The organism is Planotetraspora kaengkrachanensis, assembly GCF_016862895.1.
Taxonomy (GTDB): Bacteria; Actinomycetota; Actinomycetes; order Streptosporangiales; family Streptosporangiaceae; genus Planotetraspora; species Planotetraspora kaengkrachanensis.
In genome coordinates this window covers 43,715-70,472 of the sequence record NZ_BONV01000006.1, presented here as the reverse complement: position 1 = coordinate 70,472, position 26,758 = coordinate 43,715, and the positions used below count along the sequence as shown (strand labels likewise).

Sequence of the window (26,758 nt, the reverse complement as noted above, 5' to 3'; positions counted from 1 at the left end):
CACCTACCAGCCGACCGCCTGCCCGTCCTTCCGGAAGTCGGAGCCCGCCCGGTACATGCCGTTGACGGGCGGATCGCCCTCGATCCCGCCGCCCCGCGGCGGCTTGGCGGTCGGATCCGGGGTGAACAGCAGCGCCTGGTAACCGCCCATGAGGTCGCCGTTGGCGCGGACCGGCTTCTGCCCGAACGCCGCCAGCTGTTCCCCGACCAGGTCGTACAGGCCGGACTCGAGATCGAGCTCGTCCGTGGCCTGGTCGTGGTGGAACCGCGCCGCGTCCCCTGCGGCCTGCACGTTCATCCCGAGGTCGACCATGTTGACGATCTCCTGGACCTGGGCCTGCGGTTGTTCGTCGCCGCTCATCGTGCCGAACGCGAGCAACGGCTTGCCGTCCTTCATGACGAAGGCCGGAATGATCGTGTGGAACGGCCTCTTGCGCGGTGCGACCACGTTGGGGCTCGCCGGGTCCAGGGAGAACAGGTTGCCCCTGTCCTGCAGCGGGAAGCCGTACCCGGGCACGGTGATCTGCGACCCGAAGTAGTCGTAGATGCTGTAGATGAACGACACCATGTTCCCCCACCGGTCGCCGACGGTGAGGTAGACGGTGTCACCGTGGTGGACGGTCTTGATCTCCGGCGCCCGCGCCTCGGTCAGCGAGATCTTGCCGCACAACGACGCGGCGTACTGCTTGGAGAGCAGCCGTTCCAGCGGGACGCGCGCGAACCGCGGGTCGGCGTTGTAGGCCTCGAGGTCGGAGAAGGCCAGCTTCTTCGCCTCGACGAGGACCTGCCAGAACGTCGCCGAGCGCGGGCCGAGCGCCGCGAGGTCGTAGCCCAGGCGCGGGCCGCACTGCTCGACGATGTTGAGCATTTCGAGTGTGGCGAAGCCCTGCGAGTTCGGCGGCGTCTGGAAGACCTCGTAGCCCTTGTACGTCGTGGAGATCGGCGTGACCCACTCCGAACGGAAATCGGCGAGGTCGGACGGGATCCACTTCGCGCCCAGGCGGTTGACCTTGGCGAGGATGGCGTCCGCGATGGGCCCCTTGTAGAACGCGTCCCGCCCACGGCTCGCCAGGGTGCGGTAGGCCTTCGCCAGGTCAGGGTTGCGCACGTTGCTGTACAGCGGGGGCGCCTTCCCGTCGACGAGGAAGGTCTTGACCGAGTCGGGATCCTGCGCGAGGTCCTCCTCCATGTACTCCCAGTCGCGGTGGATCCGCTCGGTGAGGCCGTAACCCTGCTCTGCCGTCGTGATCGCGGGCTTGAGCACCTGGTCGAAGTCCATGGTCCCGAAGCGACTGAGCAGCTGGTCCCATCCGTCGACCGCCCCCGGGACGGTGATGCTGTGCACTCCGTAGAGGGGCACGCCCGTGTCCGCGTCGTAGCCGAGCTTCTTGAAGTAGTCGGGGGTCCACGAGCGCGGTGCCCAACCGCTCGCGTTCAGGCCGTACAGGTGACGGTCCTTGGCGGAGTAGTAGAGCATGAACATGTCACCGCCGATGCCCGCGCTGTAGGGCTCGACGACGCCGAGCATCGCGGCCGTCGCCACCGCGGCGTCGGCGGCGTTCCCGCCCCGCTTGAGGATGTCGAGCCCCGCCTGCGCCGCGAGCGGCTGGCTCGTCGCGACCATGCCGTGCCGTGCCAGTACCTCCGAGCCGGTCTGCTCGGCCCAGTTGCTGGCGCGGTCACCGCGCACGGCCGTGATGGAGCGGCCCGGGTCGGGCTTGGCGTCGGTCGGCGTCCCGAACGGGGTGTCGGACACCGTGTCGTGGCCTGACTCGCCCAGGGCGAGCGAGCCCGGCAGGATCGTCGAGCTGAGCGCGACGGCCGCGGCGGACGCCGTGATCAGGAGCCGCCGCCGGACCGTGTCGCCGCGGCCGCGGTACGCGATCCGTGGATGAAGCGAATGAAGCGGACGAAGCGGTTTTCTCACCAGAGACCTCCATGCTCGCCTGGGATGCCGGCTACGGTGCGACGCCGTCCACGCCGCGGGAGACCGAGTCGCTCGGCTTTCCCGCCAGGTCGCGGACGGCGCGGTAGGCCATGTCGATCGCCGAGTCCACGTACGCGCGGGGTGCGGAGTCGGAGTTCGCCACCGCGACGCGGCCCCACCTGCGGCGCGCGACGTGACTGGGCAGTTCTCCGTCGGGCCAGAACGTGTCCCAGGGCAGTCCGTACTCGTAGGCGTACGCGTGGGACCAGCGGTTGACCGTGATGCCCTCGATGTCGCGGGCCGGGTCGAACCCGCCCTTCCCGAGGGCGCGTGCGAGCTGGTCGCGGATCGCCCGCTCCATGTCCTGGAACGTCGTGGCCAGTAGTTCCCGCCGGCCTGCCTGGCCCTGCTCGCGCGGCGGCAGCCCGGGCTTGCACATCGTCTTGGCGAGGTGCAGGATCGCCGGTTCACGCGGATCGTCGGGGAATCGGTAGTCGCCGATGCTGACCGGGAAGTCCAGGCCCGCGCTCCCCCAGTACATCGTCGGGTACCGGACGCTGGAGATCTTCAGCCTGTCGAACGCCGTCCAGTCGCGGACCTGCACGTTGGCGTAGACGAGGGAGAGTTTGCCCGCGTACCGCAGCGCCGCGCGCTGCTCGGCGGAGATCTCCTCGGTCAGGTACGGGATCATCTGGTTGTTGCAGGCCAGCACCACATGGCGGGCCTGGACCGTGCGGAGGTCGCCGGACTGGACGTAGGCGATCTCGACCCGCCGGGCGTGGTCGACGTGCCTGACGCGGACGGCCGGAGCGCCGAGGCGGATCCTGACCCGGTCGCCCTTCCGGTCGAGCCGGTCATAATGCAGCCGGCTGGTCGTGATGGTCTCCATCCCGTGCCCCGGCAGCGCGTCAGGGATGAGCGTGCGGACCAGCGCACGTACGACGCCGGCGTTGCCCTCGGGGAAGTGGTAGATGTAGTCGTCCTCCGAGGTCCACAGCTTCTGACCGGTCGGTGCGAGCCGCCGGTCCGGCTCGTCCCAGTTCAGCGCGAGGCCGTCGAAGCCGGCGAACTCGATGGAGGCGTCGAGGGCTCCGACCGCGTCCGCGCCGTACCCCCAGTTGCCGTTGGGCGTGGTCTGCAGGAACTTGACGGCGTCCGGGTGCGCCCGCACGTGCTCGGTCAGGTACTCCCGATAGGTGATGCGGGCGAGCCGGTCCTTCTTCTGCTTGTCGGTGAGCCCCGGCATCCAGTCTTCGGGGGCGTCGTAGATCTTGCTCAGGTCGGTCTTGGCCCGGCCCGCCATGGGGGCGTCCTTGAGGATCTCGGCGTACTCCGTGCCTGGCCGGTAGGCCACGAAGTGGTCGCGTCCCCATGACTCCTTGTCGAAGTACAGGGCCCTGCCGAGCCCGTGCCTGGTGTCGAAGCCGGAGTCGAAGTACTTCTTGAAGCGCTTGACCTCGATCCCGACGTCCTCGATGAGCGACCGGGCCTCGCGGCTGAAGGTCGAAGGTGACTCCAGCGACTGCGAGCCGCCGTACCCGATGAGTAATCGCCCGTGTGCGCGGAACTCGTTCCTGCGCGCGTGGCCCCCGACGTCGTCGAGCGCGTCGAGGATCAGGATGCGGGCGTCCCGGTCGAACTCCCGCTGGTAGAAGCGGGCCGCCGACAGTCCGCTGATGCCGCCGCCCACCACCACCAGGTCGTACTCCTCGCCGGTACGGCGTGGCTCACCCGCGTCCGTCCAGAACGTGCCGTCGCGGAGCCTGTGCGGCACGGTCATGGAGTCGTTCGTGTAGCCCCGCATCCCCTGGAGCGCCGGCGGATACGGGCCCCCCGCCTCCCTCCCGGTGTCGGCCGCGGCTACGCCCGCGCCTGCGCCGAGACCACCCAGTGCGGCCGCGCCCACCGCGACCGCCACTCCGTCGATGAAGTCGCGGCGGCTGATGGGGCGCCGCATGCCCAGTTCGTCGTCGGATCGTTCGGGCATGATCCACCTCATTTCTTTAGCGATGATAGAGAAACGGGGGCCGCGATAATAGACCCATGCCACGGCCCAATCACTCGGAGCGGACGCGCAGCCAGATCGTCGAGGCCGCGGTCGCCCTGATCGACGCGGAGGGGCTCGAGGCGCTGTCCACCCGCAGGCTCGCGGCCGAGCTCGGGGTCCGCGGGCCGACCCTGTACCACTACTTCGCCGACAAGAACTCCCTGCTCGAGGCGGTCAGGGATCGGATCGCGACGGAGATCTGGACGGGCGTGGAGACCCGGTTGGCCGACATCGAATCCGGTGACTGGGAGCGGATTCTGCGCGGCTACGTCGACGGCGCCCTCAGCGCGATGGCCCGCCATCCCAGGGCCATCGGCCTCATGGCCCTCGGAGCCGCCACCAGGCAGTCGACGTTGCGGGGGTACGAGACGATGCTCGGGCGCCTGACCGAATGCGGCTGGCCCCTCGGGCTCGCCTGGCAGATCTTCCTGTCGGCCGAGAACCTGATGCTGAGCGCCGCGCTCGAAGCCGGCCAGCCGGAGTTCGCGCCGCCCCCGGAACAGACGGCGGAACTGCCCCTGCTGCGGGCCCTCGCGGGTGAGCTCGCGGCCGATCCTTCGCTCGACGACGGATACGAGACCGGGCTGGACGCGCTCATCGCGGGCATCGGCGTCACACTCGGCGCGTACCGGAACCCGGGCACCCGGGCACCGCACTGATTCCCCAGGGGCCCCTCGCGCTCGCGCGTGTACCTCGCACCTCAGAAATGGTCAAGCCGGGCGTCACCCTGGTTATCCGTCGTTCTCAACGCTCCGAAATACGGATTTCGTCGTCATTTACGGATGTCTCGAAAGATTCATTGACTCGGTCGTTGTGTGCTTCTAGCGTCCGCAGCATCCGCCGATCATCACGACATGGTGAGGTGCACGTGGCCAAGTTCACCGACGACGAGTTGGGCATGAAGCGGGGAATCACCCGGCGGGACCTTCTGAACGGAATGCTGGTGGGCGGCGGCGCGGCGGCGCTGGCCGCGTTGCCGGGGGGCGCGGCGCACGCGTCCACCGGCCACGGCGGCGGTTCCCCGTATCCGCCCACCAGCAACGGCATCGTCGGCCAGACGGACGCCGCGAGGTCGGTAGGCCACGATGTCACCTTCGGCGGCGCCGACCCCGGGCCGGCTCGTGACCTGCGTGAACACTATGACCTGGTGGTCGTGGGCGGCGGCGTGAGCGGCCTGGCCGCCGCGTGGTTCTACCGGAAGGCCTTCGGCTCCCGCGCCCGCATCCTGGTTCTCGAAGCCCTCGCGGACTTCGGCGGCCACCAGCACCGCAACGAGTTCCGGGTCAGGGGCCGCACGCTGCTCAGCAACGGCGGCATGGTCAACCTCGACAGCCCCGACACCTGGAACTCCCCATCGCTGAGCCTCATGGACGACCTCGGCATCGACTTCGCGAAACTCGCCGAGGGCGTCGACACCGGCTACTACACCTCCCAGGGGCTCGGCACCGGCTACTTCTTCCCCGAGGAGAACTTCGGCGCGGACACACTGGTCACGCGCGGAGCGACCGAACCGCTCAGCACGCTGATCGCCCGGCTGCCGCTGTCGGAGGCGGCGCGCGCGGACATCCTCAAGGTGGAGAACACGACGGAGGACTACTTCCCCGGTCTCAGCGACGCGGAGAAGAAGCAGCGCCTCGCCCGGATCAGCTACGCGGACTACCTGCGCCGCCACGTCGGCGTCGGCGAGGAGGCGCTCGTCTTCTACCAGCGCCGCACGCACGGACTGTGGGGCACCGGCATCGAGGCCGTCCCCGCCGGAGACTGCTGGGGAACCGGCCTACCCGGGTTCAGGGGGCTCGCGCTCGAGCCGACTCCGTACAACGGCATCGGGCGCACCCCCGCGATGTCGCTCACCACGACCGACGAGGAGCTCTACTACTTCCCCGACGGCGGCGCCACCGTGTCGCGGCTGCTGGTGTCGCGGCTCGTCCCCGGGGTCTTCTCCGGACACCAGACGATGGAGAGCGTCATCACAGCCCAGGGCGACTACGGCAGGCTCGACAAGGCCGGCTCCGACGTGCGGATCCGGCTCAACGCCATGGCCACCGACGTGCGTCACCGGCGCGGCACCCGCGGGCCGGTCGACGTCGAATACGTCAGCGGCGGCAGGACGTACCGGGTGAGCGGATCACACGTCGTCATGGCCTGCTGGAACAGCGTGGCCTCCTACATCGTTCCCGGGCTCCCCGCCGCCCAGGTCGAGGCCATGCGCTACGGGGTCAAGGTGCCGCTGGTCTACGCCAGGGTCGCACTCCGTGACTGGCGGGCCTGGGAACGGGCCGGCATCTCGCGCATCACGCCGTACGACACGTTCTGGGACAGCTGCTCCCTCCCCACGAACACCCACCAGGGCAAATACGCGTCGGCCCGCAAGTCGGACGAGCCGATCGTCGTCTCACTCTCCAAGACGCCGAACCAGCCAGGCCTGCCGATCACGCGGGACCAGCACAGGGCCGGGCGCCGCCAGTTGCTCGAGACGTCCTTCGGCGACTTCGAACGCGAGATCCGCGACCTCATGCAACGCGCGCTCGGCCCGAGCGGCTTCCGCGCCGCCAAGGACATCATGGCGATCACCGTGAACCGCTGGTCGCACGGGTACGCGTACGAGTACAACTCCATCGCCGACCCGGTGATCTTCAAGCCGGTCGCCGAGCAGCCGTTCGTCCGCGCCCGCCGTCCGTTCGGGAACATCACCATCGCCAACTCCGACGCCGGGGCCTTCGGCTACACCCACGCCGCCATCGACGAGGCCGCGCGCGCGGTGCAGGAGCTCACCTGATCGCCCGGCGCGATCCGGAGTGACGCGGGACCCCGGCGTCACCACGAAGGAGTCGGACCGGGGCGCACCGTCGTGCGCTCCCGTCCCGAAATCCCCGCCACGCGGGACGCCGGTCTCTGTCTCCGGGATCACGCCGGACGCCACGATTCTGCTGCACCGGTCCTCGGTGCGAGAACTCGTGAAGGGAGCGCGGCATGGTTGATTCGAGGTGGCGCGTCGCGGCAGGGGTCGCCTGCCTGCTGGTGGGGTCTGTCGGGCAACTCGCGCAGTATCTGGTGACGCCGGTCCTGGGCGGCGACGCCGCCGCCGCCGACCAGATCCGCGAGGTCGCGGCGCACCTGCCGCAGATGCGGCTCGCGTTGTGGCTGGACCTCGCGGTCCTCCTGGTGGTCCCCGCCGTCCTGTACGTCGGGGCGGTCGCGGGCAGGTCCCGGCTCGCCGCCGCGGGAACGGTGCTGGCGTTCCTCACATCGCTCGGCGCGATCGTCCTGGTGGCGGGCGACGCCCTCTACTACGAGGCCGCCCTGCGGGCCGACCAGGCGGGAAGCGCTCCCCTGGTCGCGGCCTACCAGGCGAACGGGCTGGTCAGCGGTTTGCTGGTGGCCTACCTGCTGGGTCATGCGGTCGGGTTCATCCTGCTGGGCATCGCACTCACCCGGGCCCGCGCCGTGCCGGTGTGGGCGGGGGTGGCATTGTGCGTGTCGCCGGTCGCGGAGATCGCGGGACAGGCCTCGGGGACGTCCGCGCTGGCGGCCGCCGGCTACGCCCTGCTGGTCGTGGCCTTCGGCGCATGCGCGGTGGCCCTGGTCCGCACAGGTCTCCCTGGGACCGGCGTGTCCGCGGCGGCGGGAGGACCGGTCGCGGCGACGACCCTCAGGGCCACCTGAGGATGCGTGGGCGCGTCGCTCGACGTATGAATGGATCTCGATGAACCGATCCAGACTTCTCGTCGCGATCACCCGAGCCGCCGTCGCCATGGCCGGACTCCTGGCCCTGGCGGCGGTGGCCGTCGCGCTGCTCTACCGGTACGAGGTGCTGGACCTGGTGCTCGCGGCCATCGCGGTTGGCTTCCTTTCCGTGCCGATCGTGGGCGGCGCGGTGGCCCGGGCCGACCCGTCCAACGCCGTCGGCTGGATCCTCCTGGCCGCCGGAATCGCGATGCCGCTGGTGGTCGGGGCGTACCTTTACTCGCAGGCGGCGTACGCGCACGGCGTCCCTCTGCCCGGTGCTCGGCTGGCGGGCTGGCTGGACGGCTGGCCCTGGGTGTTCGCCGTGGCACTCGTGCCGACCTTCGGCCTCCTGCTGTTCCCGGACGGCCGCCTGCCCTCCCGCCGCTGGCGCCCCGTGTCGTGGGGCTGCGCCGCGGTCATCGGTGCGCAACTGGCCTCGACGCTCTTCGCGCCCGGGTTGCTCGACTACCCCGGGCAGGACAACCCGACCGGCCTGCCGGGTCCCGCCGGCGCGTTCGCACAGGGCCTCGGCGGCACGATCATCCTGATCGCGCCGCTCGCCACGCTGACCGCGCTGTCGGTCCACCTCCGCCGGCACAAAGCCGCCGGCACCGCCGACGCCGCCGCTCTGGCACTCGTCACACCGGCCGCCTGGCTGATCGCGGCGTCCTGGTGGAGTTGCATCGCCATCAGCGTCGCGAGTGACAACAGCATCAACGCACTGCCGTACGAGGCGGTCGCCATGGTGAGCCTCGCGGTGACCGCGTGGATCGCGATCCGGCGGTACGGCCTGTTCGACGCCCGCCTGGTCGTCAGCACAACCCTGGTGTACGGCACGCTGACCGCCTCGGTGATCGCCCTGTACCTGGGAGTCGCGGCCGGTGGCGAGCGACTGGCGTCGGACACGGTGAGCCATCCGGTCGCCGTCGCGGTCGCCGTGCTGGTGGCGCTGCCCCTCCGCGACCTGTTGCAGCGGGCGGCCAACCGCCTGGTCTACGGCTATCGCGACCGCCCCTACGAGGCGCTGGTGCGGCTCGGCCGCCGGCTGGAGGACGCCGCGGCCTCCGACGAGGTGCTCCCCGCGGTCGCGCGCACCGTACGGGAGGTGCTGCGCCTCCCGTACGTGGCCGTCGAGATCGGCGACGAGACCGTCGCGGCCGCCGGCCGTTCCGCAGGCACGCGCCCCGAGGAGTTCCCCCTGGTCTTCGCCGGCGAGACCATCGGAACCCTCATCGCGGAGCCTCGTGAGGCGGGCGGACCCTTCACCGCGGAGGAGCGGCGGCTGCTCGCCGGGATCGCGCGCCAGATCGCAGCGGCCGGGCACGCCGTCTCGGTCACCGCGGATCTGCTCCGCTCCCGCGAGCGGCTCGTCGCCGCCACCGAAGAGGAACGCCGCCGCCTGAGGCGCGACCTCCACGACGGTCTGGGGCCGGGGCTGGCCGGCGTGGTCCTCGGACTGCAACGCGCGCGGAGGCATCTCGCCACGGACCCGGCCGCCGCGACGAGTCAGCTCGACGAGCTCACCGATCAGACCCAGCAGGCCGTCGCCGAGGTGCGCCGGCTCGTCTACGGCCTGCGCCCACCCGCGCTGGACGAGCTCGGCCTCGTCGGCGCGCTCCACGAACATGCCCGTGTGCTGGGCGGAATCACGGTCGACGGCCCTGACCGGTCGCCGGCCCTGCCCGCGGCCGTGGAGGTCGCGGCCTACCGGATCGCCCTGGAGGCGATGACCAACTCCGCCCGCCACGCCCGCGCCGCCACGTGCACGGTCCGGGTGCACATCGACGGCGCCCTGCATCTGGAGATCGCCGACGACGGCGCCGGGCTTCCCCGCGAGTTCCGGGCCGGCGTCGGCATCTCGTCCATGCGGGAACGCGCGACCGAACTCGGCGGCGTCTGCACGATCGAGCGGCTGACCCCCACCGGCACCCTGGTCCGTGCCACGATCCCGCTGGAGCCTGAATGACCGCCGACAAGCCGATCCGCGTCGCGATCGCCGACGACCACCCGATGTTCCGCTCCGGGTTGCGCACGCTCGTCGAGGAGAGCCCGCACCTCGAGTTCGCCGGCGCGGCCGGAGACGGCGAGGAGGCCCTCGCGATCTGTGCGGAGACTCAGCCCGACGTCATCCTCATGGACATCCGGATGCCGGGCACCAGCGGTGTCGAGGCCACGCGCCGCATCCTGGCCGGGCAGCCCGCGATCGGCGTCCTCATGCTCACCATGCTGGAGGACGACACCTCCGTCTTCGCCGCGATGCGCGCCGGCGCCCGCGGTTACATCCTCAAGGGCGCGGCCCCGGACGAGATCGTCCGCGCCATCGTCTCGGTCGCCGCGGGTGAGGCCATCTTCGGTGCCGCCCTCGCCACGCGCATGGCGCACTTCTTCGCGACCGGCCCGCGCGGCGGGGCCCATCCGTTCGCCGCACTCTCCTCCCGCGAACGCGACGTGCTCGACCTCATCGCGGCAGGTCACTCCAATGCCGTCATCGCCGCCCGGCTGGCTCTCACCGAGAAGACGATCCGCAACAACGTGTCGAGCATCTTCGCCAAGTTACAAGTCGTGGACCGGCCCACGGCGATCGTCCGGGCGCGGGAGGCGGGACTCGGCACGCCGAACAACGCCCGCGGCGACACCCCCGTGTGACCTCCCGGCCGCGCGCCGCCTCTCTGCGGATCGACATCGTGACCGTCAGCCCTGGCGGCGGAACCAGGGCAGTCGCGACAGGGGCGCGGTGACGGTCACGATGTCGGGTCCGTGCAGGAGGGTGCCGTCGTCGGCCTGCCAGTCGCCCGGCGGCAGCACGACCTCGCGTGAGGTGGCGCCCTTGACCAGAACGGGCGCCACCAGGAGGTCGGGGCCGAGCATGAACTGGTCGGCGACCCGCTCGTGGCCCTGTCCGGGGAACGCGAACTCCAGCGACCGCATGATCGGGTCGCCCGTACGGGACGAGTCCTTGGCCAGCGCGAGGATCTCGGGACCGAACCGTTCGTGCAGGGAGGCGGCCGACCTGCAGTGCTCCAGATGCTCGGCGGACAACAACCGCCAGGGCGCGGCGGAGAACTGCATCATCGGGAACAGCGCGGACGCCTGCGCGTAGCGGACGAACAACTCGGGATCGAAGTCGGCACTGCCGAACGACTGGTACTCGCCGCCGCCGATCATGTCGGGGCAGGTGTAGGCGTGCCCGGTGAGCGCCTGCGCCAGGGCGTTCGGGATGAGGCTGGCCAGCCCGTCGCGGCCCTCCCATGCGTGGTGCTTGTCGCGCTGGCGCTGGGCCAGCGGCAGCCCCGCCGCGAGCCAAGCGTCGCGGAACTCGTTGAGCGGGTACGGCAGGCCGAACCGGTTCCAGGCGATCGTGTACGCCTGCGGATCCGGGCATCCGAGGTCGGCGTAGAAGGCCGCCTCACCTCCGTCGAACTTGAACCCGTCCACTCCGACGTCCTGGCGCAGCCGTCTCAGTTCTCCGGAGAGCCACCGCAGAGCCTCGGGCTTGAGCAGGTCGAGCGCCGCGCCGAACCCGTTCCACCACTCGCCGATCGCCGGCCGCCCGCGGCGGTCGCGGATCAGCAGGCCCTCCTCGCGCAGTCTGCGGAAGACCAGCGAGTCGGGGGTGACGTAGGGCACCAGCCACAACATCACCTTGAAGCCCATCTCGTGCAGCCGGGCCACCATCGCCGCCGGGTCGGGGAAGCGGCCGGAGTGGAAGGTCCACTGGCCGTATTCCTCGTGCCAGCGGTCGTCGATCATCAATATGCCGGGCGGGAACCCGTTGTCGAGCACGGCCTGGGCGTAGGCGAGCACGTTGTCCTGGGTCGGCTCGAAGAGGGTCTCGATCCACAGGTTGTACTGCGGCGCGGTGAACAGGAGCGGGTCGGGCATCCGCCCGTCGGGCGGGAAACGGTCCTCGGCCAGTTGCCGGTAGACCCCCGGCAGGTCGCCGTGACCGCCGCCGACGATGATGCCCGCGGCCACGTCGGCACGCAGCAGCAGCTCGCCGCCGGACATCTCGATCGCGAACGGGCGATCCGACCAGACGTAGCGCCCCTTGCTGGACAGGAGCATCGGCATGCCCTGGTTGCCGCCCAGGTCGCGCAGGTCGGCGCGGTATCCGTCGGTGAACGGCATCTCGATGCCGTCCGCCGCGGCGCCGCCCCACCAGTACTCGCCGTCCTCGACCGGCAGTCTGACCGTTGCCCCGAGTGTCACGTTCTCCCCTTCACGACGTCCGACGTCGCTCATGGTGAGGAACACGGGCGAGCTTGTCAATGGGAAAGCAATCCTTTCCAAAGGGAAAGGATCTTGCGTTTCGGAAGCGTTACAAATTGCCGATTGACAAGATTTGGAAAGTGTTAGCAGCATGGCGGCCATGGTTCCCGAGCCTGAGGGCGTCCCCACCGAAGGGCGCCGCGAGCGCATCGCCGCCCTGGTCGCCGACCGCACGTTCGTCCGGATCGGCGATCTGGCCGAGGCGTTCGGCATCTCCAGGGTCACCGTCCGCGCCGATCTCGACTTCCTGGAGAAGCAGGGCAGGCTCAAACGGGTGCGCGGCGGCGCACTCGCCGACGCGCGGCCCGGCTCGTTGCCGGCCAGCCGGGCCGGCGGCCTCATCGAGTCGTCGTTCGAGGACGCGATGGACGCCTCCGCCACGGAGAAGACGCTCATCGGCCGGGCCGCCGCGCAGCTGATCACCTCGGGCGAGAGCGTGATCCTCGAGGCCGGCACCACCACGATGGCGGTGGCCAGGGCACTCGTCGAGCGCGCCGACCTGCGTGATGTGGTGATCTTCACCAACGGCCTGTCGATCGCGCTGGAGCTGGAACGGGCGATCCCCCGCTTCACCGTGATCGTCACCGGCGGCACCCTCCGCCCGCTGCAACATTCGCTGGTCAACCCGCTTGGGGTGAGCATGCTGGCCCAGATCAACGCCGACACCCTCTTCCTGGGCTGCAACGGAATCCATCCCAGGACCGGCTTCACCAACCTCAACCTGCCCGAGGCCGAGCTCAAGCAGGCCATGATCAACTCGGCGGGCCGCCGGATGTTCGTCGCCGACGGCTCCAAGGTGGGCCGCGTCGAGCTGGCTCCCATCTGCCCGATCGACGAGGCGGATCTCCTGCTGACCGGCGCCTCCGCCGACGCCCAGGCGGTCGCCGAGTGCCGCGAGGCCGGCCTCGACATCGAGATCTGCGAGGAGGCGTGATGGCCGCCACCCTCCTGGCGCGGCCGCTCGGACGCCGTACGGCGCGGCGGGCGGGGCCGTCGTGGCAGCGTGGCCACGGCAGGATCGCACTGGTGTTCCTCGCGCCCGCGCTGATCGGGTTCGCCGTCTTCTACCTGGTGCCGACCGTGCGCGGCCTGTGGTTCAGCTTCACCGACTACAACCTGTTGTCCGACCCGGCCGTCGTCGGGCTGGACAACTACGGCGAGGTGCTGAGCGACCAGGTGTTCTGGAACGCGCTCAAGGTGACCGGCGTCTACGTCGTGTTCAACGTCGCCACGCAGACCGTGCTGGCCCTCGGCCTCGCCGTCCTGATGGAGCGGCTGACGAGGTCGGTCATGATCAAGGCGATGGTGCTGCTGCCATGGCTGGTGCCGAACGTCACGATCGCGCTGCTGTGGATGTGGCTGCTCGACACCAACGTCGGTTTCGTCAACCACGTGCTGGAGCAGATCGGGCTGGCCAAACAGGGCTTCCTGTTCAGCCCCGACCAGAGCATCCTCACCATCGCCTCGATCAACACCTGGCGGCACGTCGGCTACACGGCGTTGTTGCTGTTCGCCGGCATGCAGCTCATCCCCAGGCACCTCTATGAGGCGGCCAGGATCGACGGCGCCGGCGAATGGCGGACGTTCCAGCGGATCACTCTGCCGCTGCTGCGCCCCGTGCTCGCGCTGGTGCTCGTGGTCTCGCTGATCGGCTCGTTCCAGATCTTCGACACCGTGGCGGTGACCACGGAGGGCTCGCCGGTCAACGCGTCCAGGGTCATCTACTACTACATCTACGAGAAGGCCTTCACGCAGTTCGAATTCGGCTACGCCTCGGCGATGTCGGTCTTCCTCATCCTGCTCCTCGTCGCGCTGACCCTGCTGCAGATGCGGCTGCTGCGCGCCTCGACCTCAGATCTCGCCTAGGGCGGAACCATGCGGAAAAACCCAGCCCGCCTGCTCGCCTGGGCGGGTCTCCTCGCAGCGCTCGCGATCACCCTGTTCCCCTTCTGGTGGATGGTCCGTACGGCGCTGACCGGTAACGCGCACCTGTTCAACGGCAGTTACTCGCTCCTTCCCGACGACCCGACGATGATCAATTTCGAGCGGATCCTCGGCCTGGCCTCACCCGAGGAGGCCAGAGCCGCAGGCGGCACCTCGGCCAGCATGGACTTCTGGCGCTACCTGCAGAACTCGGTGGTGTTCGCCGCGGCCGTCGTCGCCGGGCAGGTCACCTTCAGCGCGATGGCCGCCTACGCCTTCGCCCGCCTGCGCTTCCGCGGCCGTGACGTGCTGTTCTACCTGTTCCTCAGCACGATGATGATCCCGCCGATCTTCACCGTCCTGCCCAACTTCGTGCTCATCAAGAGCCTCGGCGGGGTCAACACCTTCTGGGGTCTGGTCGCGCCGTACTTCTTCATGACGCCGTTCGCGGTGTTCTTCCTGCGCCAGTTCTTCCTCAGCGTGCCCGGCGAAATCGAGGAGGCGGCCGGGCTCGACGGCGCGAGCCGCTGGCGCATCTTCTGGCAGGTCGTCGTGCCGATGAACAGGGGCCCCCTGGTCACTCTGGCCATCATCACGGCGGTGCAGACCTGGAACGAGTTCCTGTGGCCGCTGCTGGTCGCCAAGCAGGAGAACGTCCGGGTGCTGACCACGGCCATGGCGATCTTCCAGCAGCAGACGCCGAACGCCACCCCCGACTGGGCCGGCCTCATGGCCGGCGCCACCCTCGCCGTCCTGCCCGTCCTCCTGCTGCTCATCCTCTTCGGCCGCCGACTGGTCGATTCGATCCGTTTCACCGGCATCAAGTAACCCCCTGGAGAGACCATGAAGACCTCCCGTCGCACGCTGTTCGCGACCATGCTCACCCTCAGCACTCTCGCCGTCGCCGCCTGTGGTGGCGGCGGCTCGGAGACTCCCGCGGCCGACGGGAAGGTCACGCTAACCTACGCGTTGTGGGACGACCGGCAGCAACCCGCCTACCAGCAGTGCGCCGACGCGTTCCAGGCCAAGAACCCCGGGATCTCCATCAAGATCACCCAGTCCGGCTGGGACCAGTACTGGACGGACCTGACCGCCAAGCTGGTCGCGGGCGACGCGCCCGACGTGTTCACCGACCACCTGTCCCGCTATCCCGAACTGGCCGCGAACAACCAGGTCCTGGACATCCAGCCGTACGTCGACAAGGACAAGCTCGATCTGTCGATCTACCAGAAGGGCCTGGCCGACCTCTGGGTGCGCGACGGCAAGAGGTACGGCCTGCCCAAGGACTGGGACACGATCGCGGTCGTCTACAACACCGAGCAGGTGGCGAAGGCCGGGATCGACCCGGCGGAGTTCGCCACCTGGACGTGGAACCCCACCGACGGCGGCGACTTCGAGAAGGCGGTCGCCAAGCTCACCGTCGACGGCAAGGGCCGCAACGGCCTGGACCCCGATTTCGACAAGAATGACGTCAAGACCTACGGCCTGGCTCTGGAGACGGGGGGCGGCGCCTACGGCCAGGGCCAGTGGAGCCACTTCGCGGCCAGTGACGGCTTCGTCTTCACCGACAAGAACCCCTTCGGCTCCCGGTACAACTACGACGACCCCAAGCTGGCCGAGACGATCGACTGGTACGCCGGGCTGATCAAGAAGGGCTACATGCCGCCCTACGACCAGGCCGGCAAGCTCGGCGTCACCCCGATGATGGAGGCGGGCAAGGCCGCCATGGTCACCACGGGTTCCTGGACCATCTCCAGCTGGGGCAAGGACTTCGCCTTCGCGCCGCTCCCCGTCGGCCCGCAGGGACGCAAGACGATGATCAACGGCCTGGCCGACTCGATCTACGCCGGCACCCAGCACAAGGACGAGGCCTGGAAGTGGGTCAGCTTCCTCGGCTCGGCCGAGTGCCAGGACCTGATCGCGCAGAACGCGGTGGTCTTCCCCGCGATCACCACCTCGGCCGACAAGGCCATGGCCGCGCACAAGGCCGCGGGGCGCGACGTCAGCGCGTTCGTCGAGGAGGCCAACGACCCGCAGGGCACCTTCCTCTACCCGATCACCGACAACGCCGCGAAGGTCGAGCAACTCGTCCTGGCCGCCTACGAGAGCGTCATGCTCGGCAAGGCCACCGCCTCCACCGCGCTTCCCGCCGTGAACACCGAGGTCAACAACCTCTTCCAGTGACCCGGGGTGTCCCCGTCGGCCGCCGCTCAGTCGCCGCCCAGCCGTCCCGCGGCCAGGACGAGCCGCCACGTCAGCTCGCCGGAGGCCGGGACCACCGCGGCGTCTCCCAGTCCCGCTTCGGCCAGGTCGAAGACCGCGCCGAGCATGGGCTCGACGCCGACACTGCGGTACGGCGCGTGATCGGGGAAACCACCGAGGTTGCGCCACAGGGCGACGGAGACCGGGACCTCTCCGGGGGCCTCGACGCGCAGGTCGAGCACGTCGGGGCCGTCCGTCACGCGTACGGCATCGCACCGGAGCACCGCTCCGACCGCGGTGCCGTCGCACGGCCCGAACCGGTCGAGAGGCAGGCCGAGCGGCTCCGGCCAGCGGCCCTCGACGTAGGGGGCGCCGGTGGGCCAGGGACGGCCGAGGATCGGCGCGGCCTCGGGGAAGACCCGCACCGGGGTCTCGGAGGGAGCGACGAGCCGGGCGTCCTCACCGAGGTCGAGCAGCGCGTGGGCGGCCCAGACGAACGCGTGCCCGGGGTCGGCGGCCAGTCGGTAGGTCACCACCACGGTCCCGGCCTCGTCCGCCACCTTCCGCAGCAGCTCGAAGCCTGCACCGCGTACGGAACTCTCGGCGGCGGAGCCGGTCCATGCGCGGCTCCACACGTCGCCGTGGTCGGGCAGGCCGCGCACCGTGGGCAGGCACTCCTCCAGGCCGCCGGCGTCGACGAACGCCACACCGGGAACCACCGTCGCCCGCTCGGGGTCGGGACGGGACCACAGCCACTCGCGGCCGCCGCCGGCGAGGGACGTCCACCTTCCGCCCATCCCCAGGTCGAAGCGGGGTCGCAGCGGGATCGAAAACATCGGCTCTCCCATCAGGGCGTGTGCCTCGGCGGCGTGGTCAGGCGTGGTCAGGCGGAGTCCTTCATCACGCTCCACCCGCCGTCCACCACCAGGCACGCTCCGGTGATGTACGAGCTCTCCGCGCAGGCGAGGAAGGTGACCGCGGCCGCCACCTCGTCAGGCCGGCCGAAACGGCCGGCGGCGGTGCCCGCCACGCTGCGCAGGCGGTCCTCCTCGCCGATCCCGTCCCACGCGGGGGTGAGGATCGGCCCTGGCAGGACGGTGTTGACCCGCACGTCCGGGCCGTACTCCACCGCGAGCTGGCGGCCGAGCGACACGAGGCCGCCCTTGGCGGCGGCGTAGGCGGGATGCGCGGGCAGGCCGAACATCGCGTGGACGGAGGAGCTCAGGACGACGGCGCCCCGGTTCTCCCGCAGCAGCCCGACGCAGGCGTTGGCCGCCAGGTACGCCGCCTTGAGGTTGACCGCGATCTGCCGGTCCCAGTCGTCTTCGGCCAGTTCGTGTGCGGGCGCCCGGACCACCACGCTGGCGTTGCTGTGGAGCACGTCCAGCCGGCCGAACTCCGCGCGCGCGGTCTCCGCGATCCGCCGCCAGGTGGCGGCCTGCGACACGTCGCCGGTCACCGCCAGCGCGCCCGGCCGGTCGGAGGTCTGCGCGGCGACGTCCACGGCGAGCACGTCGGCGCCCTCGGCGAGGAACCGGTCCACGACCGCGGCGCCGATGCCCGAGGCCGCGCCGGTCACCACGGCGACCTTTCCGGACAGCAGTCCGCGTCCCATTGTCTGCACGTTGTCCCCGATGGTGAGTGACGCCCGGGAACGCTCTCCCATGAGCACGGGTGAGGCCGGGCGTCGTCGTCGTACGTCGCGACCAAGTCAACACCCGCGGGTGACGACGGGGAATGTTCGATGTTCGCCGTCACCTGGACGATTCGCTGGTTTCTGCCATACTGGGTCGATGCCGATGCAGGAGGGCTTCCGCAACCAGCGGCTGACCGTCGTGCCGCGCCGGGTCGTCGCCGAGGCGAGCTCCCGCCCGGTCACGAGACGCCTCATGGTCACCGATACCGGCTACTATCCGAACGCCGCGGACCACCTGATGAGAAGGCTGGGCGGCATCGAGGAGACCATCCTCATCCTGTGCACGGCCGGCACGGGGTGGGCGAACGTCGGGGGGGCGCAGCACCGCGTCGGAGCCAACACGGCCTTGGTGATCCCCCACGGCGTCCCGCACGCGTACGGCGCGTCCGCCGACAATCCCTGGACGATCTGGTGGTGCCACTTACGAGGCGCCGACCTGACGGAGCTCATCGAGGAGATCGGGGCGGGCGCGTCCAGACCCGTGATCCCGATCGGCCGCCTCGATCGGGCGATCGCCTTGCTCGACGAGATCGTGACCATACTTGAACGGGATCATTCGCCGGCGAGCCTGATGGGCGCGGCCGGCGCCGCGTGGAAACTTCTCACCCAGATCGTGGTCGACCGCACCATGCCGGTGCCCGGTGACCCCCTGCAGCGCGCGATGGCCTACCTGGCCGAACGGCTGGACAGAACTGTCCGGGTCGCCGACCTGGCCGCCCTGGTCGGCGTCTCCCCCTCTCATCTGAGCGCGCTGTTCCGCCGTGCCACCGGAGGCGGCGTGCTCGCGCACCACACCGCGCTGCGGATGGCGCAGGCACGCAACCTCCTCGACACGACGGACGCGACGGTGGCGAAGATCGCACGGGAGGTCGGCTACCCCGACCCGTTCTACTTCTCCCGCCACTTCAAGCGGATGCACGAGGCCAGCCCGACCGAGTACCGCAACCGCGCGAAGGGGTGAGCCCCCGGGAGCGGCTCCTCCCTCCGCGGCGGTCGCGTTCTCCTCGTCACGTCGCCGACGCGCTCACGACCCGCAGCAGAACCGACCTGTCGACGTCCAGGGACGGCGCCTCGATGCCGACGAGTCGCAGCACGCGCCCTGGAAGCGTCACTCCTTCCCGCTGCCACGGCGGGAGCACCGCTCCGGCCGCCGGCGGGGAGCCGGGGTGGACGGCTTCGACGGTGTAGTGGCGCTCGTCGTCGAGCCCGGGCAGCCGGATCCGCCCCGGCGGCCACGTCGAGGGCCGCTCGACGACGCTGAACGCGTAGAGCGCCTCACCGCGGTCGGCCGCCACGACGCCCTCCAGGCGGAGCGCCGCGTCGGCGAGGTCCGCGTGGACGACCTCGCCGGAATGCAGCAGCGCCCGGTGCTCCTTGTGGAAGGCGATCCACCGCGCGAGCGCGGCGCGGGTCTCGTCGTCGGCCTCGAGCAGGTTCACCTCGACGCCGAGGTGCCCCCACAGCGCCTTCTCCGCGCGGTAGTCCAGCGGATGCGTCCGGTGCGTCGTGTGCGACTCGGCGGCTCCGATGTGCGTGCCCTGCATCTCCGGCGGCACCAGCAGCCCCGTCCAGCGCTGGATCTCGAGCCTCTCGTGCGGGTCGTTGCAGTCGCTGGGCCAGATCCGGTCGGCGAACTCGAGTACGCCGAGGTCGACGCGTCCTCCGCCGCTGGCGCACGACTCGATCTCGAGCCCGGGGTGGGCGGCCCTGAGCTCCGCCATCAGCCGGTAGGCCTGCTCGACCTGCCTGCGCACTCCCGGCCGGCCGTCGGGCGTGTGGCCGGCGTCGAGCAGGTACCGGTTGTGGTCCCACTTGATGTAGGCGATGCCGAGCGTCCCGATGAGGTCGCTCATCCGCTCGAACAGGTACGCGTACGCGCCGGGATGCCCGAGGTCCAGCACATGCTGGTGGCGGGAGGCGAGGCCGGGTCCGTGCCCGCCGTCGAAGATCCATTCGGGGTGCTCGCGGGCCAGGTCGGAGTCGAGGTTGACCATCTCCGGTTCGAACCAGAGCCCGAAGTCCATGCCGAGGTCGTGCACCCGGGTGACGAGCGGTCCGAGGCCGTCGGGCCAGACGTCCGGGTCGACCGTCCAGTCGCCGAGCGAACTGGTGTCGTCGCGGCGGCCCAGGAACCATCCGTCGTCGAGGACGAACCGCTCCGCGCCGGCCTGCGCCCCGCGTTCGGCGAGCGCGGTCAGGGTGTCCAGGTCGTGGTGGAAGTAGACCGCCTCCCACGTGTTCAGCACCACGGGACGGGGCGAGCGGGGGTGCCGCGGCCGCGACCGCAGGTGCCGGTGGAACCGCGCGGCGAGATCGTCGAGCCCGGTTCCCCAGGAGCCGTACTGCCAGGGGCTCCGGTACGACTCGCCCTGGCCCAGCACCACCTCGGCGGGCAGGAGCACCTCGCCCGCGGTGAGGTGCCGCGTGCCCGCCGGCGTCCGCTCGGCGGCGAGCACCTGGTTGCCGCTCCACGCGAGGTGGGTCGCCCACACCATGCCCTCACGGAACCCGAACCCGGCCTCTCCGGCGACCAGCAGCATCGTGTGCTCGAGCCCCGGCTTGCCGCCCCGCGAGGCCCTGACCCACTCCCCCACGTGGAACAGCCGCCGTTGCGGGACCCGCTCGAGCGCCCAGCGACCGGTGAGGTCGAGGATCTCCGACGCCTCCGGCGGCACGGGCAGAGCCAGTTCGAGGGAGTCGATCCGGTACGGCTCCGCCGTGTCGTTCCTTACTGTGGCCCGCTGGCGGACGAGCCCGCTCGCGGCGAGCACCTGGATCTCGAATTCGGCGGTCAGGCCGTACTCCGGGTCGAGCGCCGTGGTGCGCAGCACGGGTCCTTCGCCGGTGTCGACGACCTCGTGTGTCGCGTCCAGGAACTTCGGGGCCCAGCGGCGGCCGCCGGTGTCGCCGACCAGGCCCGGACGGCCGAGCCAGCCCTCCGCCAGTTGCGGGAGGATCGGGACGGGCTGCGGATAGGTCACCGCGCTGTCCCCGATGGCGGGAAGGGCCGCCCGCCGCAGGTCGGCAAGGGCATCGTCCCCGAGCGCGCCGAGATCCGGCCCCCAGTGCAGGATGCGCGGGAGCCGTCCCCCGTCGACGGCGACGACCAGGCTGGTGCCTCCGGAGCGCAGATGAATCGGTGTGTGGCTGGCGTCGTTCAATTTTCCTGTCATCCCTTGAGTCCACTGCTCGCGATGCCGGCGAAGAACTGGCGCTGGAGCGCCAGGAAGACGATCACGAGAGGTATCGAGCACACGAGCGCACCCGCCATGAGGGTCGGGTAGTCCGTGCCGAACTGTCCCTGCAATCCGGCGAGGCCCACCGGCAGCGGCCGGTTCTCCCCGGAGGGCGAGACGATGAGCGGCCACAGCAGGTCGTTCCACGAGTAGAGACCGGTCAGCACCGCGAGTGCGGCGAGCATCGGCCGGGCCATGGGAAGCATGACGTGCCAGAACACCTGGAAGGTGTTGGCGCCGTCGAGCCGGGCCGCCTCCTCGTAGTCGCCCGGCATCGTGAGGAAGGCCTGCCGCATCAGGAACGTGCCGAACGCCGAGAACAGGCCGGGGATGGCGAGCGCCGGCAGGGTGTCCAGCAGCTTCAGGTCGCGGATGAGCTGGAACTGGCCGATGAGGAAGAGCTGGCTCGGCACCATCAGCATGACGATGAACAGCCCGAACAGCACCTTGCTGCCGCGGAAGGGGATGCGCGCGAACGCGTAGCCGGCGAGCGCGGCCACCACGATCTGGCCGGCGACCCGAAGGACCAGCGACCCGGCGGAGACGGCGAACATCGACCAGAACGGCACGGTCGAGAAGAACGTCTCGAACGAGTGCAGGCTGAAATCCGCGGGCAGGATCGTCGGCGGGATCCTGGTCACCTCGGCGGTCGTCTTGAAGACGGTGAGGAGCTGCCAGACGAACGGCACCACCATGAAGACGACCGCGATGACGAGCAGCACGTGGATCGGCCAGGTGGAGCCTGTCCTGCCCCCTCGGCGGGCGCGTGACGTGCGGCGGACGGTGGACTCAGCCATAGAAGACCCAGGATCTCTGCAGACGGAACTGGAGTGCCGTCGCGATCATGATCACCATGAGGAGCACGATCGCGATGGCGGCGCCGTAGCCCTGGTCGAACTGGACGAACGCCTTCTCGTAGAACAGGTACACGATCGTCTTTGAGTCGGTGAGGGCCGTGTTGTTCACCCCGCGCAACATGATGAACAGCAGGTCGAACATCTGCAGGGCGGAGATCACGCTGAGGATCGTCACGAAGAAGATGCTCGGGCTGAGCAGCGGCACGGTGATGTGGAAGAACTGCCTGACCCGGCCGGCGCCGTCCAGGGAGGAGGCCTCGTAGAGGGCCTTCGGTATGGCCTGCAGGCCGGCGCCGAGGATGATCAGGTTGATGCCGAGGCCCATCCAGATGCCGACGACGCCGAACGCGTAGATCGTGAACCGCGGGTCGGCCACCCAGAACTGGCCGTCGATCCCGAACCACGACAGCACGTAGTTGAGCAGCCCGAAGTCACCGTTGTAGATGAAGCGCCAGACCATGCCGATGGCGACGGGCAGGGTGACTACCGGCAGGAAGAAGAGCACCCGGTAGATCGCGCGGCCTCGGCCGACCTGCTCGATCAGCGACGCGAGCACGACGGCCAGCGGGATGCCGAGCAGGATGATCACGGTGTAGAGCGCCGAGTTCCTGAACGCCTTCCAGAAGTCGCCGTCGCCGATGAGCGTGGTGTAGTTGTCCAGCCCCACGAAGGTGGCGGGCCCGAAGGCGGGCACGTCCTGGAAGCTCTTGAGCAGCGTGGACACGAACGGCCACGCGTAGAGCGCGATCAGGCCGATCGTCGCGGGGGCGATGAACGCGAGCCCCCACCATCCGCTGGGCTTGCTGACGCCTGTGCGGCGGCCGGTCGGCCGCCGCACGGGCTTCGTCGCGACTGTCGTCATTTCTTGGCGAGCACCTGGTCGACGGCGTCCTGGTATTCCTTCGCCGCCTGCTCGACGGGCTTCTTGCCGTCCCATGCCGGGGTCAGGAACTGCGGGGCCAGGCCCTGCCACTCGGACGCGTTGCCCGCGACCGGGAGCGGGACGCTGTAGTCGATGGCGTCGATGAACACCTGCAGGTGGAACTCGGGCATCGAGTCGAGCCACGGCTTCTGCGTGCCCTGGTAGGCGGGCAGCACCGTTCCGGTGGCCGCCTGGATCTCGGCCGCCTTGGTCCCGCCGAGGAAGGCGAGGAACTTCTTGAGCTCCTCGGGGTGCTTGCTCCCCGCGTATCCGGCGTTGCCGATGCCGCTGGTGACGGTGGCGCGCTTGACGCCCTGCGGCAGGGGCGCGACGTCGACCTTGTCCTTCAGGTCGGGGTTCTTGTAGAACCGCAGGGCCCAGTAGGCGCCGGAGGTGTACATGGCGACCTTCTGGTTCTCGAACATCGAGACCGCCTCGGTGTCCGACAGCTGCTTCAGCGTCGGCGACTCGCCCGCCGCCTGAAGGTCGGTCCAGAACTTCAGACCGGCGATCCCGGCCGGGCTCGCGAAGTCGGACGCGCTGCCGTCCGGGTTGATGATGTTGCCGCCGGCCTGCAGGATCGTGTTGTAGAAGCCGCCCTGCGCGTCGATCGGCGCGGCGATGCCCCACACGCCCTTCTTGGGGTCGGTCAGCTTCTTGGCCGCCTCCTGGACGTCCTGCCAGGTCCACGTGTCATCGGGGTACTTGACGCCCGCCGCGTCGAAGAGCGCCTTGTTGTACCAGAGGCCGTTGGTGTCGAAGTCCTTCGGCAGCGCGAAGACCTTGCCTTCGTAGGTGTAGGAGTCGGACACCGGCTTGGGGTAGACGTTCATGTCGATCTTGTTGGACGTGATGGTGTCCGTCAGGTCGAGCAGCTGGCCGCCCTTCGCGTACTCGCGGAAGTGGTCGGCCAGCATCCAGAACGCGTCCGGCGCGGTTCCGCCGGCGGCGCCGACCTGAAGCGTGGACCAGTATTCGGGCCACGGCAGGGTCTGCACCTTGATGGTGATGTTCGGGTTCGCCTTCTCGAACTCGGCCGCGATCTGCTTCATGGCGGGACTCTGGTCCTCGCTCCAGTTCGCGTACGTGAGCGTGACCTTCTCGTTCTTCGGCGTGTCCCCGGAGCCGCCCGAGCAGGCGGTGAGGAGGCCGGCCGTCACGGCGACTGCCGTGGCGGCGATCCACTTGCGCTTCATGGTGTTCCTCTGATCGTGTTGCGTGCCGGTCGTGCGGGACCGGCACCGGGGGGTCATCCGCTGACGGATGTGACGTGAACCGTGGTGTCGACCCAGTCGACGTGAACGCCGGCGTCGTCAGGAGCCACGGCCTCGCTGCGCAGGCACAGGGTCCGTACACCCCGGACTTGCAGGGAGAAGGCCGTGACGGGCTTGCCGGCCTCGACGACGGCGGTGAAGATCTCGTCGCCGTCCGCGAGGACGCCGACTCTGGCGCGCCCGGCCGACTCGTCGTCGACGCCCACGGCGCCCATGAACGTCTCGGCGCGCCCGCCGAGGTGGAACAGCGCCTCGGAGTACGGCGCCGTGCCGAGGCCGCGTTCGAACTCCTGGTCCGCGACGCGCAGGGGTCGGCCGTCGCCGGGGTTGCCGGCGCCGTTCGACTGGTCGCGTTCGACGGGGCCGTCGTCGTTGACGAACGCGATCATCGGCAGGTCCGGCAGCGCGTGCTCGCCGGGGGTCAGGGGCCGCACGACCCGGGCGTGCGCGACGACGGGGACCACGCCGTCGCCGTCCCGCTCGACCGTGACGACGCCGAGCCGCCCGGGCCGCAGCGAACGGTCGGGACGTACGGCCCAGCCGGCCTCGCCGACGCGTTCGGCGGACCATCCCGCGGGCAGGCGCAGCCGGGCGTCGGGGTCGGTCGTCAGCGACGCGGTCCCGTCCGCTCCGATCTCGGCGACGGGCGGGTCCACGACCGGCGCGGGGTGCCGCGAACGGGGCACGGCCCTGAACAGGTCCGTGCCCGCGGGAGCGACGATCGCGGCGAAGCCGCCGTCCCTGGCGACCGTCACCTCGATCGCGTCGCTCGCGGACGTGGTCGTCTCCGCGAGTCCGGTCGCGGGCACCTCGTCTGTGGACGGCGCCGCGTCGCCGACGACCCAGACCTGGGCGTCGGGGCCCGCTCCCAGCGCGCCGAGCGGCACGCGGACGGCGCGGGCCTCACCGGTGGCGATGCCGCCGACGAACCACCTGTCGCCGGAGCGGCGGGCGACGACCGCGTGGCTGTCGGGGTCACCCGTCAGCAGGACCGTCTCGTCCCAGACCGGTGCCTGCTCGGCGAGGAACCGGGCGGCGAGAGGCCGCGAGACGTAGGCGTCGACGTGGTCGGCGAAGTGGGTGATGCCCGATTCGAACGCCACCGACAACCCGAGCTCGTGACCGTCGCTCGTCGTGCGGTTCGCGGCGCCGAACGCGACCGGCGTGGCGTCCATCGCGCCCACGACGTTGCGGGTGAACGGCTGGATCACGTTGTGGGACGCGGTGAGGGCCTGGTTCTCGAAGAACACGTAGTATTCGGCGCCGCGGATCGCCTCGTATCCGATGACCTGGGGGAACGTGCGCGCCCACCCGCGCGGGATGACCGATCCGTGGAAGTTCACCATGAGGCCGAGCCGCGCGGTCTCCGCGAGGATCGTGTCGTACCAGCGGTAGCGGTCCTTGGACTCCGACTCCATGAAGTCGACCTTGATCCCGGCGACGCCCCACGAGCGCCACAGCGCCAGCCTCCTGAGGTCCTCCGGGCTGTTGAGGTCGCGCCAGATGGTCCACAGGTGCACCTGGATGCCGCGCCGGCTCGCGTAGGCGACGATCTCCGGGACCCAGGTCTCCTCCCATCCGCAGTCGATGAGCAGGTGTTCCCAGCCGAGGTCGGCGGCGACGTCCACGAAGTGCCGCTGCTTGTCCAGTTGCGCGCCCGAGTAGAAGTCCGACCACCACGACCAGGCCGCGCGGCCGGGCCGTACCCACTCGGCGTCCTCGAGCTCGGGCGCGGCGGCCGGCGCGAGCTCCTCGACGAACAGGGAGGACACGAGCTCGGGCAGCCCGCCGATGAGGAAGACGCGCCACGGGGTGACGATCCCGCGGGTGACCTCGACGGCGTCGTCGGCGAGGGTGAACCGCAGGGTCCGGCCGCCGTCCGCGAGGGGGCCGCCCACTTCGGCGTGGGCACCCGAGAAGCGACCGTCGATCCCCGATTCGGTGATCAGGAGGTGGGTCGCCGCGTCGAGCCTGGCGAGGTACGGGAAGCCGTAGGCGCCGCTCGGCAGCTCGGCGGCGTCCGCGCCGCACCGAGGCGTCTCGTACCAGGTCTGGTAGTCGAGCACCCAGCTTCTCGACCCGGCGGGAAGCGTGACGGCGGTGCGGTCCGCCGTCACGCAGGCCGTCCCGTCGAGCGCGGGCATCGCGTAGCGGATCGCGACGCCGTCGCGTGCCGTGCGGAGGATGACCTGCCATTCGACGCCTGAGGCCTCGCGGAAGGTGTGAACGCGCTCGTGGTGCTCGTAGTCGTGGTCGCCGACGGCCTTGCCGGACCGGAGCCTGATCCGGTCGCCCACCGTGCGGTCGGAGACGTGCACGAGTTCCGCGTCGACGCCGAGGTCCGCGCCGTCGACCGTGAACCCGAGCGGAACGTCGTCCACGACGACCTCGCCTTGCCAGGTGACGGTCAGCCCCACGCCCGTGCCCGCGGCACGGATCAGGGCGCTCACCGCGCCCGTGCCCACCGGGCCTGTGTGCGCCTCGGGGAGGGGGCGTACGTCGTCGCTCAACAGTGCTCCATCGGATGCCGCAGGGTTGTTCAAAGGGAGATGACCCGCTGTGTGAGGGTGACGCTATAGGTCGTCCCGTCCTCGGCGGCATGGGGCTTCATAGTTGCGGGATGGACAATCCGACGATTTCAGAGCGGACCGTGCCGGGGCGCGCCGCCCGGCCTGGA

The 26,758-nt window shown here is 70.2% G+C and carries 20 protein-coding genes; 10 read left to right on the top strand and 10 right to left on the bottom strand.

The features are described 5' to 3' along the window. Positions 1 to 3: 3 nt before the first annotated feature. Entirely contained in the window at positions 4 to 1,926 is a 1,923-nt protein-coding gene (gene ggt / locus Pka01_RS10140) for a gamma-glutamyltransferase (RefSeq protein ID WP_203882401.1), read from the bottom strand. A gap of 31 nt (positions 1,927 to 1,957) precedes the next feature. After that, on the bottom strand, positions 1,958 to 3,913 hold the full coding sequence (locus Pka01_RS10135; protein WP_203882400.1) for an NAD(P)-binding protein: 1,956 nt from the start codon (positions 3,911 to 3,913) through the stop codon (positions 1,958 to 1,960). Between the two features lie 56 nt (positions 3,914 to 3,969). On the opposite strand from Pka01_RS10135, the gene Pka01_RS10130 reads away from it, so the two are divergent. The 5 genes from Pka01_RS10130 (at position 3,970) to Pka01_RS10110 (ending at position 10,348) form a co-directional block, all read left to right on the top strand. Next, entirely contained in the window at positions 3,970 to 4,632 is a 663-nt protein-coding gene (locus tag Pka01_RS10130) for a TetR/AcrR family transcriptional regulator (RefSeq protein ID WP_203882399.1), read from the top strand. Positions 4,633 to 4,841: 209 nt separating this feature from the next. Then, positions 4,842 to 6,752 (top strand): NAD(P)-binding protein, encoded by a 1,911-nt coding sequence (locus Pka01_RS10125; RefSeq protein ID WP_203882398.1) that lies wholly within the window; start codon positions 4,842 to 4,844, stop codon positions 6,750 to 6,752. Positions 6,753 to 6,946: 194 nt separating this feature from the next. Beyond that, entirely contained in the window at positions 6,947 to 7,639 is a 693-nt protein-coding gene (locus tag Pka01_RS10120; RefSeq protein ID WP_203882397.1) for a hypothetical protein, read from the top strand. A 40-nt stretch (positions 7,640 to 7,679) separates the two neighbouring features. After that, a complete protein-coding gene (locus Pka01_RS10115) occupies positions 7,680 to 9,668 on the top strand; it encodes a sensor histidine kinase (RefSeq protein ID WP_203882396.1) in 1,989 nt (662 codons plus the stop codon). Next, the gene (locus Pka01_RS10110; protein WP_203882395.1) at positions 9,665 to 10,348 is read left to right on the top strand and encodes a response regulator; all 684 of its coding nucleotides are present in this window, start codon (positions 9,665 to 9,667) and stop codon (positions 10,346 to 10,348) included. The genes Pka01_RS10115 and Pka01_RS10110 overlap by 4 nt, the downstream gene beginning before the upstream one ends. Positions 10,349 to 10,393: 45 nt before the next feature. Here the strand turns inward: Pka01_RS10110 and Pka01_RS10105 are convergent, their stop codons facing one another. After that, the gene (locus tag Pka01_RS10105) at positions 10,394 to 11,911 is read right to left on the bottom strand and encodes a glycoside hydrolase family 31 protein (protein ID WP_203882394.1); all 1,518 of its coding nucleotides are present in this window, start codon (positions 11,909 to 11,911) and stop codon (positions 10,394 to 10,396) included. Positions 11,912 to 12,071: 160 nt separating this feature from the next. Between Pka01_RS10105 and Pka01_RS10100 the strand changes: the two genes are divergently transcribed. Genes Pka01_RS10100 through Pka01_RS10085 form a run of 4 tightly spaced genes read left to right on the top strand, consistent with a single transcriptional unit; the run spans position 12,072 to position 16,078 of the window. Continuing rightward, positions 12,072 to 12,905, top strand: coding sequence for a DeoR/GlpR family DNA-binding transcription regulator (locus tag Pka01_RS10100; protein ID WP_203882393.1), 834 nt, complete (start codon positions 12,072 to 12,074; stop codon positions 12,903 to 12,905). Next, positions 12,905 to 13,837 carry a carbohydrate ABC transporter permease gene (locus Pka01_RS10095; RefSeq protein ID WP_203882392.1) on the top strand — a complete coding sequence of 311 codons (933 nt, stop codon included), beginning with the start codon at positions 12,905 to 12,907 and terminating at the stop codon, positions 13,835 to 13,837. The genes Pka01_RS10100 and Pka01_RS10095 overlap by 1 nt, the downstream gene beginning before the upstream one ends. Positions 13,838 to 13,846: 9 nt before the next feature. Beyond that, positions 13,847 to 14,722 (top strand): carbohydrate ABC transporter permease, encoded by an 876-nt coding sequence (locus Pka01_RS10090; protein WP_203882391.1) that lies wholly within the window; start codon positions 13,847 to 13,849, stop codon positions 14,720 to 14,722. A 15-nt stretch (positions 14,723 to 14,737) separates the two neighbouring features. Next, positions 14,738 to 16,078, top strand: coding sequence for an ABC transporter substrate-binding protein (locus tag Pka01_RS10085; protein WP_203882390.1), 1,341 nt, complete (start codon positions 14,738 to 14,740; stop codon positions 16,076 to 16,078). A 26-nt stretch (positions 16,079 to 16,104) separates the two neighbouring features. Here the strand turns inward: Pka01_RS10085 and Pka01_RS10080 are convergent, their stop codons facing one another. Then, positions 16,105 to 17,007: a hypothetical protein gene (locus Pka01_RS10080; protein WP_203882389.1), complete on the bottom strand. Its 903-nt coding sequence runs from the start codon at positions 17,005 to 17,007 to the stop codon at positions 16,105 to 16,107. Then, complete coding sequence (locus Pka01_RS10075; RefSeq protein WP_203882388.1) at positions 16,980 to 17,711, bottom strand: SDR family NAD(P)-dependent oxidoreductase; 732 nt, start codon at positions 17,709 to 17,711, stop codon at positions 16,980 to 16,982. Before Pka01_RS10075 ends, Pka01_RS10080 begins: the two co-directional genes overlap by 28 nt. Before the next feature lie 178 nt (positions 17,712 to 17,889). Here Pka01_RS10075 and Pka01_RS10070 point away from each other — a divergent pair, with 178 nt between their 5' ends. Continuing rightward, on the top strand, positions 17,890 to 18,753 hold the full coding sequence (locus Pka01_RS10070; RefSeq protein WP_203882387.1) for an AraC family transcriptional regulator: 864 nt from the start codon (positions 17,890 to 17,892) through the stop codon (positions 18,751 to 18,753). 46 nt (positions 18,754 to 18,799) lie between these two features. On the opposite strand, the gene Pka01_RS10065 is transcribed toward Pka01_RS10070, so the two are convergent. Genes Pka01_RS10065 through Pka01_RS10045 form a run of 5 tightly spaced genes read right to left on the bottom strand, consistent with a single transcriptional unit; the run spans position 18,800 to position 26,591 of the window. After that, positions 18,800 to 20,965, bottom strand: a complete 2,166-nt coding sequence (locus tag Pka01_RS10065; protein WP_203882386.1) for an alpha-galactosidase — start codon at positions 20,963 to 20,965, stop codon at positions 18,800 to 18,802. Further along, positions 20,962 to 21,825 (bottom strand): carbohydrate ABC transporter permease, encoded by an 864-nt coding sequence (locus Pka01_RS10060; protein ID WP_203882385.1) that lies wholly within the window; start codon positions 21,823 to 21,825, stop codon positions 20,962 to 20,964. The genes Pka01_RS10065 and Pka01_RS10060 overlap by 4 nt, the downstream gene beginning before the upstream one ends. Beyond that, on the bottom strand, positions 21,818 to 22,747 hold the full coding sequence (locus Pka01_RS10055; RefSeq protein WP_203882384.1) for a carbohydrate ABC transporter permease: 930 nt from the start codon (positions 22,745 to 22,747) through the stop codon (positions 21,818 to 21,820). Before Pka01_RS10055 ends, Pka01_RS10060 begins: the two co-directional genes overlap by 8 nt. Next, positions 22,744 to 24,003 (bottom strand): ABC transporter substrate-binding protein, encoded by a 1,260-nt coding sequence (locus Pka01_RS10050; RefSeq protein ID WP_203882383.1) that lies wholly within the window; start codon positions 24,001 to 24,003, stop codon positions 22,744 to 22,746. The genes Pka01_RS10055 and Pka01_RS10050 overlap by 4 nt, the downstream gene beginning before the upstream one ends. 53 nt (positions 24,004 to 24,056) lie before the next feature. Continuing rightward, on the bottom strand, positions 24,057 to 26,591 hold the full coding sequence (locus Pka01_RS10045; protein ID WP_203882382.1) for a glycoside hydrolase family 97 catalytic domain-containing protein: 2,535 nt from the start codon (positions 26,589 to 26,591) through the stop codon (positions 24,057 to 24,059). Positions 26,592 to 26,758 lie beyond the last annotated feature (167 nt).

Bases quoted from the DNA above. Each gene is read 5' to 3' on its own strand.
- Pka01_RS10055 (WP_203882384.1), bottom strand. From the start codon at position 22,747: ATGACGACAGTCGCGACGAAGCCCGTGCGGCGGCCGACCGGCCGCCGC.
- Pka01_RS10065 (WP_203882386.1), bottom strand. From the start codon at position 20,965: ATGACAGGAAAATTGAACGACGCCAGCCACACACCGATTCATCTGCGC.
- Pka01_RS10100 (WP_203882393.1), top strand. From the start codon at position 12,072: ATGGTTCCCGAGCCTGAGGGCGTCCCCACCGAAGGGCGCCGCGAGCGC.
- Pka01_RS10070 (WP_203882387.1), top strand. From the start codon at position 17,890: ATGCCGATGCAGGAGGGCTTCCGCAACCAGCGGCTGACCGTCGTGCCG.
- Pka01_RS10120 (WP_203882397.1), top strand. From the start codon at position 6,947: ATGGTTGATTCGAGGTGGCGCGTCGCGGCAGGGGTCGCCTGCCTGCTG.
- Pka01_RS10050 (WP_203882383.1), bottom strand. From the start codon at position 24,003: ATGAAGCGCAAGTGGATCGCCGCCACGGCAGTCGCCGTGACGGCCGGC.
- Pka01_RS10090 (WP_203882391.1), top strand. From the start codon at position 13,847: ATGCGGAAAAACCCAGCCCGCCTGCTCGCCTGGGCGGGTCTCCTCGCA.
- Pka01_RS10095 (WP_203882392.1), top strand. From the start codon at position 12,905: ATGGCCGCCACCCTCCTGGCGCGGCCGCTCGGACGCCGTACGGCGCGG.
- Pka01_RS10115 (WP_203882396.1), top strand. From the start codon at position 7,680: ATGAACCGATCCAGACTTCTCGTCGCGATCACCCGAGCCGCCGTCGCC.
- Pka01_RS10110 (WP_203882395.1), top strand. From the start codon at position 9,665: ATGACCGCCGACAAGCCGATCCGCGTCGCGATCGCCGACGACCACCCG.
- Pka01_RS10085 (WP_203882390.1), top strand. From the start codon at position 14,738: ATGAAGACCTCCCGTCGCACGCTGTTCGCGACCATGCTCACCCTCAGC.
- Pka01_RS10075 (WP_203882388.1), bottom strand. From the start codon at position 17,711: ATGGGACGCGGACTGCTGTCCGGAAAGGTCGCCGTGGTGACCGGCGCG.
- Pka01_RS10135 (WP_203882400.1), bottom strand. From the start codon at position 3,913: ATGCCCGAACGATCCGACGACGAACTGGGCATGCGGCGCCCCATCAGC.
- Pka01_RS10060 (WP_203882385.1), bottom strand. From the start codon at position 21,825: ATGGCTGAGTCCACCGTCCGCCGCACGTCACGCGCCCGCCGAGGGGGC.
- Pka01_RS10130 (WP_203882399.1), top strand. From the start codon at position 3,970: ATGCCACGGCCCAATCACTCGGAGCGGACGCGCAGCCAGATCGTCGAG.